The following is a 17623-nucleotide window of genomic DNA, read 5'->3' as shown; positions in this document are numbered from 1 at the left end:
CGGCGTTTTCTGGAAGTATCCGATGGTGAAACAAGAGCGCCTAGGGTCGCGGCACGGACCGGGGGCTCTGCCTCGACGTGTTTCTCCTGGCCACCGCCTCGGTCTGCGCGGTCCGTCGTCGTCGCCCGGCGTTCGACGCGGAGGTGAGCCAGGTGAAAGCCGTCGTCTACGAGAAGCCCTTCAGCGTCGCCGTGCGAGACGTCGACGATCCGCGCATCCAGCACCCGAACGATGTGCTGGTACGGGTCACGTCGACCGCCATCTGCGGATCCGACCTGCACATGTACGAGGGCCGCACGGCCGCCGAGTCGGGGATCGTCTTCGGACACGAGAACCTCGGCATCGTCGAGGAGGTCGGCTCCGGCGTGACCTCGCTGTCCCAGGGCGACCGGGTCGTCATGCCGTTCAACGTCGCCTGCGGATTCTGCAAGAACTGCCTGGCCGGCAAGACCGGCTTCTGCCTCACGGTCAATCCGGGCTTCGCCGGCGGAGCCTACGGCTATGTGGCCATGGGCCCCTACAAGGGCGGGCAGGCGGAGCTGCTGCGGGTACCGTTCGCCGACTTCAACTGCCTGAAACTGCCGCCGGGCGAGCAGTTCGAGACCGACTTCGTCCTGCTGGCCGACATCTTCCCGACCGGCTACCACGGCTGTGAGCTGGCCCAGGTGTCGCCCGGCGAGAGCGTCGCGGTCTTCGGGGCCGGCCCGGTCGGGCTGATGGCCGCCTACTCCGCGCTGCTGCGCGGTGCGTCCAAGGTGTTCTCGGTCGACCGGGTGCCCGAGCGGCTAGCGAAGGCCGAGCAGATCGGGGCGATCCCGATCGACTTCACCCAGGGCGACCCGGCGACCCAGATCAAGGAACACACCGGCGGCGAGGGCACGGACAAGGGCGTCGACGCCGTCGGCTACCAGGCCCAGGCGCACGACGCGAGCCACGAGGAACCCGCCGTCGTCCTGAACACCCTGGTCGAGACGGTACGGCCGACCGGCATGCTGGGCGTGCCCGGTCTGTACGTCCCGTCCGACCCCGGTGGTCCCGACGAGCACGCCAAGCACGGCCAGCTGCTGGTCTCCATCGGCAGGATGTTCGAGAAGGGGCAGCGGATGGGGACCGGTCAGTGCAATGTCAAGCAGTACAACCGCCAGCTCCGTGACCTGATCATCGCGGAGCGGGCCAAGCCCAGCTTCGTGGTCTCCCACGAACTGCCGCTGGAGGACGCCCCGAGGGCGTACGAGAAGTTCGACCAGCGGATCGAGGGCTACACCAAGGTCGTTCTGCACCCCGGCCACGCCCTGGCCGCGTAGAACCCCTCACCGAACCGAACACCGGACCGTCCACCGTCTCGGCGGGCCTGCCTTCCCGGTCGGCCCGCCGAGCGCTACGCCTCCCGGGCGCCGTCCATGCCCGGCCCGGCGTCCGCGGTGAGCGCGCCGATCCACTCGGCGGGCCAGGGCGCGCTGCCCCGCTCCTCGCGTCGCGGCACATGGACGACGGTGTAGCGGCCGGACGCCGAGAGCCGACGCGGCCGGCCGTCGGTCTCCTCGCCCCACACCTCGAACCGGAACGTCATCGAGGAGGTGCCGATGCGCTCCACGGCGAGGACCGTGGTCACCTCCTGCTGGAACCAGAGCGGAGCGCTGAAGTCGACCTCGTAGCGCACGCGCGGCGCGGTGCCGAAATAGCCGTCGAGACCGCGCTCGCGCACCAGTTCCGCCTCGGCCGCCTCCACGAAGCGGACCACCGCCGCGTTGTGGTGGTGCCCGGAGGCGTCGGTGTCCGACCAGCCCACGCGGCCGCGGTGGACGGTGCGGGCCAGGTGCGCCGAGGGAGAGGGAGGAGAAGTCAACGGAGGCGTCCTTCCCGGAGCTTGTATCTCGTATTTTTCACGGTCGTCATTTAAAGTCAATGCCCTCCGGGTCGGGCGAGGCAGACCCGATCGCACCCGAGCGAAAGGGGCGACGTGAAGCTCGCATCCCTCACCGTCGACGGCGTACGGCGCTCCGGCGTCGTGAACGAGTCCGGGCGGACGGTCACCGTGCTGCCCGCGGCGGTCGGTACGGTGGACGACATCGTCCGCGGCGGCCCCCGGGCCCTCGACGCGGTCCGCGCCGCCGTACCCGGCGAGACCCTGGCGCTGTCCGGGGTCCGCCTGGAGTCCCCGCTGCACCGCTTCAACCGCGACATCCTGTGCACCGGCTGGAACTACTGGGACCACTTCGAGGAGTCCCGGGGCAGGCGCGAGGGCCAGGATCCGGCCGAACGCCCCCGGCACCCCACCTTCTTCACCAAGGGCCCCGGCACCGTCATCGGCCCCACCGACGACATCGCCTACGACCCCGGCCTCTCCGCCCAGTGGGACTACGAGGCCGAGATCGCGCTCGTCGTCGGACGCGACGGACGCTCGATCCCCGAGGAGAAGGCCCTCGACCACGTCTTCGGCTGGCTGGTCGCCAACGACGTCTCCCAGCGCGACCTCCAGCGGGCGCACGGCGGCCAGTGGCTCAAGGGCAAGAGCATCGACGCGACCATGCCGCTGGGGCCGTGGCTGACGACCGCCGACGAGATCGACGACCTCACCGGTCTGCGCGTGCAGTGCGAGGTCAACGGCCGACTGCTGCAGAACGCGACCAGCGGCCGGATGGCCTTCTCCGTTCCCCGGATCATCGCCGAACTCAGCCACGGCATGACCCTGCGCGCCGGGGACGTGATCCTCACCGGCACCCCGAGCGGTATCGGCAGCGCCCGCGACCCGCAGATCTTCCTCGGCGACGGCGATCTGGTCGTCACCCGGGTCAGCGGCCTCGGCGAACTGCGCAACCGCGTCCGGCTGACCCGCCTCACCTGAAGGCTCACCCGGTCGGGCTATAAGGCTTACGAAACGATCAAGCTGGCCCCGATCGAAGCTCAGCGCGCCGTCGAACGAACCCCGGAAGTATTTGCGCAAGAAGGGCAACCGCGTGAAGCGCAGCGGAAAATGGTCGGACGGCCATAAAGCGGCGCTGATGGTCGCTGATCACAAGTGGCACGGTATTTACTACCTGAGGGACGTGAGTACCGGCGAGTACGTGGAGCACCACTGGAACGGCCCCTGCACCTACGGAGTCGAGCACAAGGCGCGTTTCTTCCTCCGGCCGGAGTAGGTCCGCCCCGCCGGACCCCACCTCGCCGCCGGCGTCGTCCGGTCGGCGAGGTGGGCCATGGGAGCCGGGGGAGACGGCCTAGCCGGGACGCCCCGCGGTCTGGTACTCGTCCGCGGCCGGGGACGGGCCGTCGGTGCCCGCTCCCGGTTCCGCCCGGTCGGCGTGGCCCGGCCACCAGGCCGCGTGGCCGATGAGCGCCGTGAGGCTCGGGGTGAAGAACATCGCCATCACGAAGGCGGCCACCGCGATGCCGAAGGAGACCGCGAAGCCCATCTCCGTGAGCAGCGAGTTGCCCGCCAGCATCATCGTGGCGAAGGTCGCCGCCAGGATGAAGCCCGCCGCGGCCACGGTCGGCCCCGCGTGCCGCAGCGCCATACCGGCCGCCTCGCGCGGATCCCGGCCTTCCCTGGCCTCCTCACGGAGCCGGGCGATCATGAGGATGTTGTAGTCGGTGCCGATGGCGACCACGAACAGGTACATGATCACCGGCAGCATGAACATCAGGCCTGGCTTGTTCTGCGCGTCCTGGAAGATCCAGACCGTGGCGCCGAGGGTGGAGCCGAAGCCGAGCCCCACCGAGGCGATCAGGTACCAGGGAGCGACCACGCTGCGCAGCAGCAGCCCCAGGATCACCATGATCAGGACGGCGGCCACGGGGAACACCGTCCGGTAGTCGTGGTTGACCGCGGAGTCGATGTCCTTGTAGATCGAGGACATACCGCCGACGAGCGCCTCGGTGCCCTGCGGGGCGTTGTCGTGGGCGACGTCCCGCACCCGGCCCACGGCGTCGATCGCCTTGTCCGTGGACGCCTCGTACTTGAGCGTGACGGTGAAGTCCGCCGTCGTACCGGCCTTGTTGACCTGGCTCATCCGGGCGCTCGCGACACCGTCCACGGCACCCAGCTTCCGCGCGTACGCGTCGAACCCGGCCCGGTCCAGCGGCTTGCCGTCGGTGCTGGACAGATAGACGTCGGTGGGCGCGGCGGCCCCCGCCGAGTACGCCTTCTGCATCTCGTCCTGGACGACCATGGACTCCTTGGTCTTGGGCATCGAGCCCGACGCCAGGTCGAACGTGGCCTTGTAGCCGAGCGTGCCGAGCGACAGCACGAGCAGCACGAGACCGGACGCCGCGGCGGCCAGCGCCGGGCGCCGCCGCACCCCACGGCCCAGGGCCGCGAAACGGGCGTTGGCCGGCTCCCGCTGCCAGGACTTCGAGGGCCAGAACACCTTCGGGCCGATGAGCGAGACCACCGCCGGGATCAGCGTCAGCCCCGCGATCAGGGTGACGGAGACCGCGATGGCCAGCGCCGGGCCCATCTGCTTCAGGAAGCCCAGCGTGGACAGCACCAGCGCGAGGAAGGCGATGATGACCGCGCCGGCCGCCGAGGCGATGGCCTCGCCGACCCGGCCGACCGCGTTGATCATCGCCTCCTTGGGTTCGTCGCCCGCGCGCAGCCGTTCGCGGTAACGGAACATCAGGAACAGGAAGTAGTCCGTGCCCACGCCGAAGAGCACGACGATCAGGATCGACGACACGGAACTGTTGGCCTGCAGATCGAACAGCTTGGTGGCGTACGAGATCAGCCCGTTGGCGATCGCGGACACCAGGCCGATCGTGATCAGCGGCAGGAACGCGAGGATCGGAGCCCGGAAGATGATCAGCAGGGTCACCAGGATGATCACGAAGGTGCCGATGCCGATCAGCGCCTCGCCGCGCTTCGACGAGTCCTGCTGGTCCAGGGCCTGCGCGGCCGAACCGCCCAGCCTGACCTCCAGGTCGGTGCCCTTCGCCAGTTCCTTGACGTCGTCGCGCAGCACCTTGGCCGCGTCGGCCTGCACGGGCTGGCCGGCGTTCTTGCTGTCCATCTGGACCAGGGTCAGGGTGTACTTGCCGTCCTCGGACGGCTGGCCGGGGACGACCTTCTGCACCTGGTCGATGTGTTTGGCGCCCAGTTCGGTGGTGATCCGGGCGACGTCCTTCTTGTCGTCGGCGGTGAGCCTGCCGCCGTCGGCGCGTTGGTACAGGGCGATCGCGGACGGGGTGAAGGCGCTGGGGAACGCCCTCTCCTGGAGATCCGCCGCCTTGATCGACTCGTAGCTCTTGGGCAGGAAACTGCTCTCGTCGCTGTTCGAGGGCAGGCTCGGGGCGGTGGCGACGATCGCCACCGCCGCGATCAGCCATGCCACGATCGTCCAGACGGGATGTCGGACGACGACATTGCCAATACGTCGGAACATGCGGAAGGTCCTCCTGAGTAGGAAGATCACCGCAGCCCGGGGAGCGGACCCTGGCATCGGCGACCTCGACCGGCTCGCATCCGACGGACCGGTCGCATGGTTGTCTTGCGGTCAATATGGTAGGGATCACATACCAAGATCGGTCCACTGGGTTTTCCGTGGCGTGTACGCGGCTTCCGTCCGCGACCCCCGCGTGCCCGGCCCCGCCGTCTGTACGGCGGCGGCCCGGTCGGCGACCATCGAAGACATGATCGCCACTGGGCCCACGGTCAGTCAGTGGCAGCTGCGGGCCGCGTTCGCGGTGCGGCTGTCGGAGATGTACGGGCGGGAGGTGCCCGCGTACACGACGCTGGTGGACGTGTCGCGCGAGGTCAACGAGGACGTCCTGCGCGCGCGGGGAGCCGGCGCCGAGCGGTTCGGCTCCCTCGCCCGGGTGACCGCCGAGCGGCACGGCGCCATCCGGGTCGGCACACCGCGCGAACTGGGGCAGGTCGCCCGGGTCTTCGGCGCCCTCGGCATGCACCCGGTCGGCTTCTACGATCTGCGGGAGGCCGCGGCCAGCGCCGTTCCCGTCGTCTCCACCGCCTTCCGGCCGGTCGACGGCGAGGAACTGGCCCGCAACCCCTTCCGGGTGTTCACCTCCCTGCTCACCCCGGCCGACCCCCGCTTCTTCGACGCCGAGCTGCGCGCCCGCCTGGAGGTGCGCTTCGGCGAGGTCGAGGCCCGCGGCATCGCCCTGACCCGCACCGGACGCGCCCTGTACGACGACCTCCTGGACCGGATCGACACACAGGCGTCCGAGCACCCCACCCGCGCCCGTGACGACATCGCACGCACCGTCTGGGAGCGGCACATGCCCGGCAGCGAGGAGGAACTCGCCGCCCGGGGACTCGCCTACTTCACCTACCGGCTCGCCGACGACCGCCCCCGCGACGGCGGCCGACCGCCCGCAGGCATCGGCGAACTGGTCCGGCAGGGCTGGCTGCGCGCCGAACCCGTCGTCTACGAGGACTTCCTGCCCCGCTCCGCCGCCGGCATCTTCCAGTCCAACCTCGGCGCCGAGGGCACCCGCGACGACGACCGGCAGGGCACCGTCCACGACGCCGACTGGCTCTCCGGCGCGCTCGGCCGCGAGCTCCTCGACCCGTTCGCCCTCTACGAGCAGCAGCAGAACCGCTCCCTCGCCCAGGTCGCCCGCACCCTCGGCCTCACCGACCCGCCGCGCCGACTCCGCACCCCTGGAGAACCACGATGACCAGCACCGCGCTGCCCACCACGGACGAGCTGCGCCCGCGCCCTGGCCTGCCTGCGGAACATCGGCGCGCGGGACCCGGAGGGCGAGGACTTCCCGGCCCGCACCCCCGTCACCGGCGAACACCTCCTCGGACTGAAGGCCGCCACCGGAACCGACGTCGAGGGAGCCGTCGCCGCCGCCCGCGCCGCCTTCCTGACCTGGCGCACCACACCCGCCCCGCGCTGGGGCGAACTCGTGCGCCGCCTCGGCGAGTTGCTGCGCGCACACCGGAACGACCTGGCCGAGCCGGTCACCGTCGAGGCGGGCAAGATCCGCTCCGAGGCGCTCGGCGAGGTCCAGGAGATGATCGACATCTGCGAGTTCGCCGTCGGACTGTCGCGCCGGCTCTACGGCCGTACGATCGCCTCCGAACGCCCCGGGCACCGGCTGGCCGAGACCTGGCACCCGCTCGGCGTGGTCGGTGTCGTCTCCGCCTTCAACTTCCCCTTGGCCGTGTGGTCCTGGAACACCGCCGTCGCCCTGGTCTGCGGCGACACCGTGGTCTGGAAGCCCTCGGAACTCACCCCGCTGACCGCCCTGGCCTGCCACCACCTGCTCGCCCGGGTGGCCGAGGACACGGGCGCCCCGGGAGACGTCCACCGCCTCCTCCTCGGTGGCCGAGACGTCGGTCCGCGGGTCGCCGCCCGCTTCGGCCGCAGCCTGCTGGAACTCGGCGGCAACAACGCGGCGGTCGTCGCCCCCTCCGCCGATCTGGACCTCGCCGTCCAGAGCATCGTCTTCGCAGCGGCCGGCACGGCGGGCCAGCGCTGCACCACGCTGCGCCGACTCATCGTGCACCGCGACATCGCCGACGCCCTCGTCGAACGCCTCACCGCCGTCTACGGCAGGCTCCCCGTCGGCAACCCCTTCGACGACACCACGCTGGTCGGCCCGCTCATCTCCACCACCGCCCTGGACGCCATGCGGCACGCCCTCACCCGCGTGCAGGCCCAGGGCGGCAAGGTCCTGGCCGGCGGCAACCGCCGACTGGCCGAGGCGGCATCCGGAGCCGCCTGCACCGAGCCCGTGCTCGTCCGCGTCGACGAACAGACCGACGTCGTACGGGAGGAGACCTTCGCGCCGATCCTCTACGTCCTCACCCACGACACCCTCGACGAGGCGATCGCACTGCACAACGACGTCCCGCAGGGCCTCTCGTCCAGCATCTTCACCCGCGACCAGCGCGAGGCCGAGATCTTCCTCTCCGCCGCCGGTTCCGACTGCGGTATCGCCAACGTCAACATCGGCACCTCCGGAGCCGAGATCGGCGGCGGCCGGGAGTCCGGCTCCGACGCCTGGAAGGCATACATGCGCTCCGCCACCAACACCGTCAACTACTCCGGCGAACTCACCCTCGCCCAGGGCGTCAGCTTCCTCTGACCGGACGTCAGCCGGTCTCGTCCGCGCAGCGGTATATGGCCGCGCACGCGGCGACGACGGCGTGCTCACCGCGCCGGCCCGGTTCGTACTCGGACACGACCTGGTCAGCGAGGTCGTTTTCAAACATCCGGGCCCGCCGCCCGGGCCTCACCTGGTCGGTGGCGAACGCTCACGACGCGCGCGTCACGGCAGCAGGAACGCGGTGAGGGCGGCCGTGTCGTCCTGCAACTGGTCGTGGCTGTACTCCAGCAGGTCCTGGTGGAGCCGGTCCAGCAGTTCCGGGGGCGGCACCGGGCCCCAGGAACGGAGCCGCTGCAGCAGGGGGTAGAAGGAGCCGGCCGGGTCCCGGGTCTCCGTGACGCCGTCCGTGTACAGCAGCAGCTGGTCGCCGGTGCCGAAGGCGTAGGTGTCGACGCGGTAGGGGTCCCCGACGAGCATGCCCAGGTTCAGCGGCGGCCCCGGCTGTCCGCGGTCCAGCTCGCGGATGTCGCCGGGCCGGATGAGCAGCGGCGGCGGATGCCCGCAGTTGAGGATGCGCACGATCCGCTCGTCCTCGGGGATCTCGGCGAACACGGCGGTGACGAACCGCTCTCCGGTCTCGCTTCCGCCCAACTGGTCGGCCCGGCGCGTCATGCTGATGTCCACCCGCTCCACCAGGGCCCGCAGGTCGGGTTCGTCGTGGGCGGCCTCGCGGAACGCGCCCAGCATCGCGGCCGCGGTCTCCACCGCGAGCAGCCCCTTGCCGCGCACGTCGCCGATGAGCAGCCGTACCCCGTGCGAGGTGGGCACGGCCTCGAAGAGGTCGCCGCCGATGCGGGCCTCCGCGGCGGCGGACAGGTAGAAGCTCTCCAGCAGCAGGTTGCCGATCCGGTGCGGGACGGGTCGCAGCAGGACGCGTTGGGCGATCTCGGCCACGAACCGGACGTCGGCCAGGGTGCGTTCCCGGCGGATCCGGTGCGTGGCCAGGATCGTGCCCAGGGCGCCGACCAGGGCGGTGCACGCGTAGGCGGCCACGTAGTGCCGCTCCCAGACGAGGCCGACGCTGCGCCCGGCGCAGCACGGCGTTCCGGCCAGTAAAAGTTCGAGGCCTACGGCGAAGACGGTGGCGCCGGCGACGACGGCGGGCGGGTGCGCGAAGGCGGTCACCAGGGGCAGGGCGATCAGCGCGAAGCTCACCGGCCACTGCACAGGGGTGACCGGCTCGACCAGCAGCACACCGACGACGTACAGGACCGGAAGCCAGCGCATCCACGCGGGGGGCGCGGGCAGGGCTGGGATGCGACCGTCGTGGCTCACCCGGGACTCCTGGCATACGAATCTCGACAAGACGCCCAGCCTCCCGGGCCCTCACCCGACCCGCCGGTGATTGCTCCAGTCAGCGGCATGTTCCCTCACCGCAGCAGCATTCGGACGCGACGTCGAAACATTCGATGATTTGAACGCCTAGTATTTGATCTCCGATTGGCCGGATTCCGGTTCGTGCGATCGCATGCAGATGATCGGCTTGCTTGAGCTGCGATGACTGGTGAAGTGGGTGCGGCGAAGGTTTCGAAATAATCACCGAAACTGTTGACAGGTGACATGCGCAGACCAACACTCCCCACCAAGTCACACGTCACACGTCACACCCGCACAGGCCACACGAGGAGGCACCGCATGAACCCGCTCGACCACGCACTGAGCCGACGGAGCGCCGGCGCCCTGCTGCTGGGCGCCGCCGCCGGGCTCGCGCTGCCCGGCACCGCCCGCGCCGCCACGGTCGTCACCACGAACCAGACCGGCACCAACAACGGCTACTACTACTCGTTCTGGACCGACGCGCAGGGCACGGTCTCCATGACCCTCGGCTCCGGCGGGAACTACAGCACCAGCTGGAGCAACACCGGCAACTTCGTCTGCGGCAAGGGCTGGAGCACCGGCGCCCGCCGGAACGTCACCTACTCCGGCAGCTTCAGCCCCTCCGGGAACGGCTACCTGTCGCTCTACGGCTGGACGTCCAACCCGCTCGTCGAGTACTACATCGTCGACAACTGGGGCACCTACCGGCCCACCGGGACGTACAAGGGCAGCGTCACCAGCGACGGCGGCACCTACGACATCTACCTGACGACGCGGTACAACGCCCCGTCCGTCGAGGGCACCAAGACCTTCAACCAGTACTGGAGCGTCCGCCAGTCGAAGCGGACGGGCGGCACCATCACCACCGGCAACCACTTCAACGCCTGGGCCAACGCCGGAATGTCCCTCGGCAGCTTCAGCTACTACCAGATCCTCGCCACCGAGGGCTACCAGAGCAGCGGCAGCTCCAACATCACGGTGGCCTGATGCGCGCCGCAGCGGAGCACTCGTCACGACCCCTGCTGGCAACGGCCGCCGCGATCGCGCTGGCCGCCGCGGGCACCCTCTCCGTCGCCGCCGCCCCGGCCCACTCAGCCACCTGCGCCGGCTACGTCGGTCTCACCTTCGACGACGGGCCGTCCACCGCCCACACCCCGGGCCTGCTCAGCGCCCTGAGGGCCAACGGGCTGCGGGCCACCATGTTCAACGAGGGCCAGTACGCGGCCGCCTACCCGGCCCAGGTCCAGGCCGAGGTGAGCGCGGGCATGTGGGTCGGCAACCACAGCTACACCCACCCGCACCTGACCCAGCAGACCCAGGCGCAGATCGACTCGGAGATCTCCCGCACCCAGACGGCCATTGCCGGTGCCGGCGGCGGGACACCCACCCTGTTCCGGCCGCCGTACGGCGAGACCAACGCGACCGTGCGCACGGTCGAGGCCAAGTACGGGCTCACCGAGATCATCTGGGACGTCGACTCGCGGGACTGGAACGGCGCGAGCACCGACGCGATCGTGCAGGCCGTCTCCCGGCTAACCGGCGGCCAGATCATCCTCATGCACGAGTGGCCGGCCAACACCCTGGCCGCGATCCCGCGCATCGCACAGACCCTCGCGGCCAAGGGCCTGTGCGCCGGGCGGATCTCCGCGCAGACCGGCCGCGCGGTCGCTCCCTGAGCAGCCGCCGGCACCCGTGGCGCGGCGGTCCGTCAACCGCCGCGCCATCCTCATGACTTCGGATGAACGGGGATCCGCCGCAGACTCCGCGTCGATAGGTTCGCCACCGTGGACTACTACGACCTGGGCCGTCACACCCGGCCCGTGACCACTTCGTCCGCCGAGGCGCAGACCTGGTTCGACCGGGGCCTCAACTGGACCTACGCCTTCAACCACGAGGAGGCCGTCCGCTGTTTCGAGGCGGCCGGCGCGGCGGACCCGGACTGCGCCATGGCCGACTGGGGCGTGGCCTACGCCCTCGGCCCCAACTACAACAAACCCTGGGAGTTCTTCGACCAGGAGGACCTGGCGCGCACCACGGAGCGCACCCACGCCGCCGTGGAACGCGCCCACGCCAAGGCCGCCCACGCCAGTCCCGTCGAGCGCGCCCTCGTCGAGGCGCTGCGCGCCCGCTACCCGCAGGCCGTCGCGCCGGACGCGGCGGCCTGCTCGGTGTGGAACACGGGCTACGCCGACAGCATGCGGACCGTGTACGAACAGGCGCCCGACGACCTCGACATCGCGGCCCTCTACGCCGACGCCCTGATGAACCTCACCCCCTGGCAGCTCTGGGACATCCGCACCGGCCGGCCCGCCGCGGACGCCCGGACACCCGAGGCCAAGTCCGTGCTGGAGCGGGCCCTGGCCACCGAGGAGGCCAACCGGCACCCCGGCCTGCTGCACCTCTACATCCACCTGATGGAGATGTCCCCGACGCCCGAGGCCGCCCTGCCCGTCGCCGACCTGCTGCGCGGCCTGGTGCCCGACGCGGGGCACCTCCAGCACATGCCCTCGCACCTGGAGGTCCTCTGCGGCGACTACCGGCGCGTGGTCTCCGACAACGCCGCGGCCTTCGCCGCCGACGAGAAGTACCAGGCCCGCGCCGGCGCCATGAACTTCTACACCCTCTACCGCTGCCACAACCTCCACTTCGGGATCTACGGCGCGATGTTCCTGGGCCGCCGCCGGGACGCCCTCGCCCTCGCCGCACGGCTCGAAGCCGCCGTACCCGAAGAGCTGCTGCGGGTGGAGAGCCCGCCGATGGCCGACTGGCTGGAGGGCTTCCCGGCGATGCGGGTGCACGTCCTGGTCCGCTTCGGCCGCTGGGACGACATCCTGCGCCTGCCGCTGCCCGCCGACCCCGTGCTGTACTGCGTGACCACCGCGATGCTGCACTACGCCCGCGGTGTCGCGTACGCGGCCACCGGCCGGATCCCCGAGGCCGAGACGGAACGCGCCCGCTTCCGGGACGCCGTCGCCGCGGTCCCCGGCACCCGCATGCTGTTCAACAACACCTGCGCCGACATCCTGGAGATCGCCGCCGCCATGCTCGACGGCGAACTCGCCTACCGCAAGGGCGACTTCGACACCGCCTTCACCGCCCTGCGCCGCTCCGTCGACCTCGACGACCACCTCCCCTACGACGAGCCCTGGGGCTGGATGCAGCCCACCCGGCACGCCTACGGCGCCCTGCTGCTCGAACGCGGCCGGGTCAAGGAGGCCGAGGCGGTCTACCGCGCCGACCTCGGCCTGGACGACACCCTGCCCCGGCCCCTGCAGCACCCGGGCAACGTGTGGTCCCTGCACGGCTTCCACGAGTGCCTCCAGCGGCTCGGCAAGGACGGCGAGGCACGGATCGTGGCCCAGCAGCTGAAGCTGGCGGCGGCGACGGCGGACGTGCCGATCACGGCGTCCTGCTTCTGCCGTACGGACCCGGACTGCTGCGGCGCCCGCTAGAGCGTCCGCGCCACCAGCAGGGCCACGTCGTCGTGGTCGTCCGGGTGGCGCAGCCCGTGCAGCAGCAGGTCGCAGGTCTCCTCCAGCGGCCGGTGGGGCTCGTCCAGGAAGCCGAGCAGGACGTTCAGCCGGTCGTCGATGGGATGGCGGCGGGTCTCCACCAGGCCGTCGGTGTACAGGACCAGCAGGTCACCGGCGGTCAGGTCGACGGCCGTGGTCTCGAAGGGGATCCCGCCGACGCCGAGCGGGGCGGCCGACGGCAGCTCCAGCAGGGTGGCGGCGACCCCCGGCCGGGCCAGCGCGGGCGGCATGTGGCCCGCGTTCGCGATGTCGCAGCGCCTGGTGTGCGGGTCGTACACCGCGTACAGGCAGGTGACGATGTAGTGCTCCAGGTCGCAGGTGATCCGGTCCAGGTGCTGGAGCACCGCCGCCGGGGGCAGCTCCAGATCGGCGTAGGCGCAGGTCGCGGTGCGCAGCCGGCCCATCGTGGCGGCCGCGTCGATGCCGTTGCCCATGACGTCGCCGACGACCAGCGCCGTCCTGTCCTGCGACAGCGGGATCACGTCGTACCAGTCGCCGCCCACCTCACTCGTCGCCTGGGCCGGCTCGTAACGGGAGGCCAGTTCGAGGCCCGTGTGCTGCGGCGGGTGGTCGGGCAGCAGGCTGCGCTGCAGGGTGAGGGCCGTGTTGCGGACGCTCTGGAACCAGCGGGCGTTGTCGATGGCCACGGCGGCCCGCCCGGCCAGCTCGGTGGCGAGGACGACGTCGTCCTCGTCGAAGGGCAGCGGATTGCGGGTGCGCTTGAGGTCGAGGGCGCCGAGCACCTCGCCGTGCGCGATCAGCGGCACCGCCAGATACGAGTGCACACCGGCCCGCGCCAGCAGGGCGCCCGCCTCGGGGCTGCGGGCGATGCGCGGCAGATCGTGCGGGCCGACATGAGGGACCAGGACCGGGCGCGCGGTGTGCACGCAGAGAGTGACCAGCCGGTCGCCGTCGTAGGCGGCCAGGTTGCCGGGCTGGTCCGCGGCGCGCAGGGCGACCGTGGGATGGGCCGCCTTCAGGGCGAGCGCGCGGAACAGCTCCGGACCGTTTCCCGGGCGCCGGGAGCGGCGCAGGGCCAGCGCCGAGTCCAGTACGTCCACGGCGACCACGTCCGCGAGGACCGGGGTGGCGATCTCGGCCAGCTCGTGCGCCGTGCGCTCCACCTCCAGCGAGGTGCCCACCCGGGTCGAGGCGTCCGCGATGAGCGCCAGCCGCCTGCGGGCCCGGTCGGCCTCGGCGGCCGCGCGGTGCCGCTCGGTGACGTCGACCACCGAGATGGCCGCCCCCAGCACCCGGCCGCCGGGGTCCTCCAGCCGGTAGAACGACAGCGACCAGGCGTGCTCGTGCTCGGGATCGGAGGGCGGCCGGCCCACGTGGTACTGGTCCAGCAGGGGCGTGCCGGTGGTGAGCACCTGGCGCAGCGCCGACTCCACGGTGTCGATGTCGGGCAACGGCAGGGTCTCCCGCAGATGGCGGCCGATGTGCTCCTCGGCGGGCACGCCGTCGATCCGCTCCAGCGCCGGGTTCACCAGGAGATACCGCAGGTCGGGGTCGAGCAGGGCCAGGCCGATGGGGGACTGGTTGATCAGCCGCTCGCACAGCGCCAGGTCGGTCTCCACCCGCTGCAGCAGGGTGTGGTCGGCGGCGATGCCCAGCGCGTAGACGTCGCCGAGATCGTCCAGCAGCCGCATGGTGCGGAACTCCGTCAGCCTGCTGCTGCCGTCCTTGTGCCGGACCGGGAAGGCACCGGCCCAGCTGCGGCCGGTCTCCAGCACGTCCGTGAAGAGGCCCACCACGGCCTTCAGGTGCTCGGGGTCGACCAGCAGCCGCGCCGCGTTCCTGCGCAGCGCCTCCTCGGCCGTGTAACCGAACAGTTCCTCGGCCTGCGGGGTCCAGAACACGATCCGCCCGTGCACGTCCAGTGCCACCGCGGCCACGCTCAGGACGTCCAGCAGACCGGTCGGACGCGCTCTGTCGGGGCCGTACTCCTCACCACCGGAGCCGTCGGCGCCACCGGACCGCAGGGAACCCACAGCCATCCCTCAACCACCTCCACCGGCCACGGGCCGATGCCGACGCAGCTGCTACGGCCCTTCCATGCTGCCCCGTACCCGCCGCTCGCCCAACTCCAGACCGGGTACCCCGTCCCGCGCCGGGCTCCCGCCCGCACCCGCACAACCTCACCGTTCTCTCTCCTTGCGGGCCGTGCGTGGCGGGCGGACAAGCAGGAACATGGGGTTACGTAGAGGATGTAGCCAATGAATTCTCCGAATTCTCCGCGCGAGGGCTTCGACGTGCCCGCCCCCGCGGGCCCGAGCGAGTTCCTCGACGCCTCCAGCGACGCGGCGGCGGTGCTGTCGGCCGAGGGCGTCGTGGTCGGCTGGACCCGGGGCGCCGAGGCGCTCCTCGGCCACCCGGCCGCCGAGGTGGTGGGCCGCCCCGCGGCGCGGCTGCTCGCCATGCGCGCCGACCCGGCCCGTGCCGCCGGTGTCGCCGAGCGCTGCCGCTCCGGCATGGGATGGAGCGGTCTCATCCCGGTACGCCACCGCGACGGCCGCAGCATCGACGTGGCCCTGCGGGTCTCCGCCTCCTTCAGCATGGACGGCGGGGAGTGCTTCCTCCTCTCGGCCCGGGAGCAGCGGCCCCAGTGGGCGATGGGCCAGTCCGTCCTCGACGGGTTCCTCACACGCTCACCCATCGGCATGGCCGTGATGGACCTGGACCTGCGCTACGTGTGGCTGAACGACACGCTGGAGCGCTTCGGCGGAGTGCCGCGCGAGCAGCGCCTGGGCCGCCGGCTGAGCGAACTGCTGCCGGGTCTGGAGGCGACCACCATCGAGGGCCTGATGCGCAAGGTGCTGACGACCCGGGAGCCGGTCACCGACTACGAGTACCTCGGCTGGAGCTGGGCCGATCCGCACCGCCCACGCGCCTACGCCACCTCCTTCTTCCCGCTCGTCGACACCGGCGACTCGGTGACCGGCGTCTGCTACCTGGTCACCGACGTCACCGAGCGGTGGAGCGTCCGCCAGCTGCTGTCCATGGTCAACGAGGCCGGCACCCGCATCGGCACCACCCTCGACGTGCTGCGCACCGCCCAGGAACTCGCCGACTTCGCCGTCCCCCGCTTCGCCGACTTCGTCATCGTCGACCTCCTGGAGCCCGTTCTCAGCAGCGAGGGCCACGGCGCCTGGCTGACCGACGCGGGCCCGGCGCCCGTCAGACCGGTGATGCGGCGCGCCGCGCTGAAGACCGTGCGGGAGGGCCACCCCGAGGCCGTGGCGCGGGTCGGCGACCGGGTGGACTTCCTCCCTCCGCCGCACGGCGTCGACCTGCTCATCCGGGGCGAGCCGATCCTCATCCCGGTCCTCGACCCGGACGACAGCCTGTGGGTCACCGAACAGCCCGCCCGCGCGGCCCGCATCCGGGAGTTCGGACTGCACTCGCTCATCTCGGTCCCGATGCGGGCGCGCAACACCGTCCTGGGCCTGACCACGTTCGCCCGCTCCCTCAACCAGGTCTCCTTCCAGTCCGACGACGTCCTGCTCGCCCGTGAGCTGGTGGCGCGCGCCGCCGTCTGCGTCGACAACGCCCGCCGCTACACCCGGGAGCACACGGCGGCGGTCACCCTGCAGCGCAGCCTGCTGCCGCAGGCCCTGACGGGCGGTACGGCCCTGGAGGTGGCCTCCGCCTACCTGCCGGCGGACGCCACGGACGGTGTCGGCGGCGACTGGTTCGACGTGATCCCGCTCTCCGGCGCCCGCGTCGGCCTGGTCGTCGGCGACGTGGTCGGCCACGGCCTGTCCGCGGCGGCGAGCATGGGCCGGCTGCGCACCGCCGTGCGGACCCTCGCCGACATGGAGATGCCCCCCGACGAACTCCTCGCCCACCTCGACGACCTCGTCCTGCGGCTCGGGGAGGAGGAGAGCGGGGGCGCGGGCGCCGAGGGCAGCACCGACACCTTCGTCGGGGCGACCTGCCTGTACGCCGTCTACGACCCGGTGACCCGGCGGTGCGCCATGGCCCGCGCGGGGCATCCGCCGCCCGTCGTCGTGGCACCCGACGGGCAGGTCGACTTCCCCGAGATGCCGCCCGGACCGCCGCTCGGGCTCGGCGGCATGGCCTTCGAGGCCACCGAGATCGAACTCGCCGAGAACAGCCTCCTGGGCCTCTACACCGACGGTCTCATCGAGGGCGCCGACCAGGACGTCGAACGGGGCATGTCCCGGCTGCGAGCCGCCCTGAGCGGCCCCGCCACCGACCTCGACGCGCTGTGCACCTCCACGGTCCAGCACCTGGTCCCGGTTCCCCAGCCCGACGACATCGCCCTGCTCCTGGCCCGCACCCATGCCCTGGCCGCCGCCGACGTCGTCTCCTGGGACGTGCCCGTCGACCCGGCCGCCGTCGCCGACGTGCGCGCCCGGGCGACCCGCCAGGTCGCGGAGTGGGGCTACGACGAGCTGGCGGTGACCACCGAACTCATCGTCAGCGAACTCGTCACCAACGCCATCCGCTACGCGGAACCGCCCATCCGGCTACGGCTGTTGCGCGACTCCCGGCTGACCTGCGAGGTCGCCGACGCCAGCAGCACCGCCCCCCGGCTGCGGCACGCCCGCAGCACGGACGAGGGCGGCCGGGGCCTCTTCCTGGTCGCCCAGCTCGCCCACCGCTGGGGCGCCCGCTACACCGGCGACGGCAAGATCATCTGGGCCGAGCAGGAGTTCCCGCAGCCCTAGGGT

11 protein-coding genes and 2 pseudogenes are annotated in these 17623 nt (G+C 71.5%); 9 read left to right on the top strand and 4 right to left on the bottom strand.

Features of this window, described 5'->3' with window-relative positions; genetic code table 11:
* Positions 1-152 precede the first annotated feature (152 nt).
* Positions 153-1304, top strand: a complete 1152-nt coding sequence (locus tag ACGFZS_RS41600) for a glutathione-independent formaldehyde dehydrogenase (protein ID WP_393660918.1) — start codon at positions 153-155, stop codon at positions 1302-1304.
* Between the two features lie 74 nt (positions 1305-1378).
* On the opposite strand, the gene ACGFZS_RS41595 is transcribed toward ACGFZS_RS41600, so the two are convergent.
* Positions 1379-1846: an acyl-CoA thioesterase gene (locus ACGFZS_RS41595; protein WP_393799515.1), complete on the bottom strand. Its 468-nt coding sequence runs from the start codon at positions 1844-1846 to the stop codon at positions 1379-1381.
* Positions 1847-1960: 114 nt separating this feature from the next.
* On the opposite strand from ACGFZS_RS41595, the gene ACGFZS_RS41590 reads away from it, so the two are divergent.
* Positions 1961-2845, top strand: a complete 885-nt coding sequence (locus tag ACGFZS_RS41590) for a fumarylacetoacetate hydrolase family protein (protein WP_393799514.1) — start codon at positions 1961-1963, stop codon at positions 2843-2845.
* 112 nt (positions 2846-2957) lie between these two features.
* On the top strand, positions 2958-3140 hold the full coding sequence (locus ACGFZS_RS41585) for a hypothetical protein (RefSeq protein ID WP_393799513.1): 183 nt from the start codon (positions 2958-2960) through the stop codon (positions 3138-3140).
* 78 nt (positions 3141-3218) lie between these two features.
* Here ACGFZS_RS41585 and ACGFZS_RS41580 read toward each other — a convergent pair whose 3' ends face one another.
* Positions 3219-5378 (bottom strand): MMPL family transporter, encoded by a 2160-nt coding sequence (locus tag ACGFZS_RS41580; RefSeq protein ID WP_393799512.1) that lies wholly within the window; start codon positions 5376-5378, stop codon positions 3219-3221.
* A gap of 247 nt (positions 5379-5625) precedes the next feature.
* Here ACGFZS_RS41580 and ACGFZS_RS41575 point away from each other — a divergent pair, with 247 nt between their 5' ends.
* Together ACGFZS_RS41575 and ACGFZS_RS41570 are read left to right on the top strand one after the other, a co-directional pair.
* Positions 5626-6633: a 2-oxoadipate dioxygenase/decarboxylase family protein gene (locus ACGFZS_RS41575; RefSeq protein ID WP_393799511.1), complete on the top strand. Its 1008-nt coding sequence runs from the start codon at positions 5626-5628 to the stop codon at positions 6631-6633.
* Positions 6630-8052, top strand: a pseudogene (locus tag ACGFZS_RS41570) (aldehyde dehydrogenase family protein). The gene ACGFZS_RS41575 and the pseudogene ACGFZS_RS41570 overlap by 4 nt, the downstream one beginning before the upstream one ends.
* Positions 8053-8235: 183 nt before the next feature.
* On the opposite strand, the gene ACGFZS_RS41565 reads toward ACGFZS_RS41570, so the two are convergent.
* On the bottom strand, positions 8236-9300 hold the full coding sequence (locus ACGFZS_RS41565) for a PP2C family protein-serine/threonine phosphatase (RefSeq protein ID WP_393799560.1): 1065 nt from the start codon (positions 9298-9300) through the stop codon (positions 8236-8238).
* Positions 9301-9708: 408 nt separating this feature from the next.
* Between ACGFZS_RS41565 and ACGFZS_RS41560 the strand changes: the two genes are divergently transcribed.
* From ACGFZS_RS41560 to ACGFZS_RS41550, 3 genes and pseudogenes are all read left to right on the top strand, one after another.
* Entirely contained in the window at positions 9709-10377 is a 669-nt protein-coding gene (locus ACGFZS_RS41560) for a glycoside hydrolase family 11 protein (protein WP_365678397.1), read from the top strand.
* Positions 10377-11063 (top strand): annotated as a pseudogene (locus ACGFZS_RS41555) (polysaccharide deacetylase family protein); the annotation flags it as partial. The gene ACGFZS_RS41560 and the pseudogene ACGFZS_RS41555, both read left to right, overlap by 1 nt.
* Before the next feature lie 111 nt (positions 11064-11174).
* Positions 11175-12842 carry a hypothetical protein gene (locus tag ACGFZS_RS41550; protein ID WP_393799510.1) on the top strand — a complete coding sequence of 556 codons (1668 nt, stop codon included), beginning with the start codon at positions 11175-11177 and terminating at the stop codon, positions 12840-12842.
* Here ACGFZS_RS41550 and ACGFZS_RS41545 read toward each other — a convergent pair.
* Positions 12839-14923: a SpoIIE family protein phosphatase gene (locus ACGFZS_RS41545; protein WP_393799509.1), complete on the bottom strand. Its 2085-nt coding sequence runs from the start codon at positions 14921-14923 to the stop codon at positions 12839-12841. The two genes, ACGFZS_RS41550 and ACGFZS_RS41545, sit on opposite strands and share 4 nt — an antisense overlap.
* A gap of 219 nt (positions 14924-15142) precedes the next feature.
* Between ACGFZS_RS41545 and ACGFZS_RS41540 the strand changes: the two genes are divergently transcribed.
* A complete protein-coding gene (locus ACGFZS_RS41540; RefSeq protein WP_393799508.1) occupies positions 15143-17620 on the top strand; it encodes a SpoIIE family protein phosphatase in 2478 nt (825 codons plus the stop codon).
* Positions 17621-17623 lie beyond the last annotated feature (3 nt).

Source organism: Streptomyces sp. NPDC048288, from assembly GCF_043201555.1.
Classification (GTDB): domain Bacteria; phylum Actinomycetota; class Actinomycetes; order Streptomycetales; family Streptomycetaceae; genus Streptomyces.
This window is presented reverse-complemented; position numbering and strand designations above follow the sequence as displayed.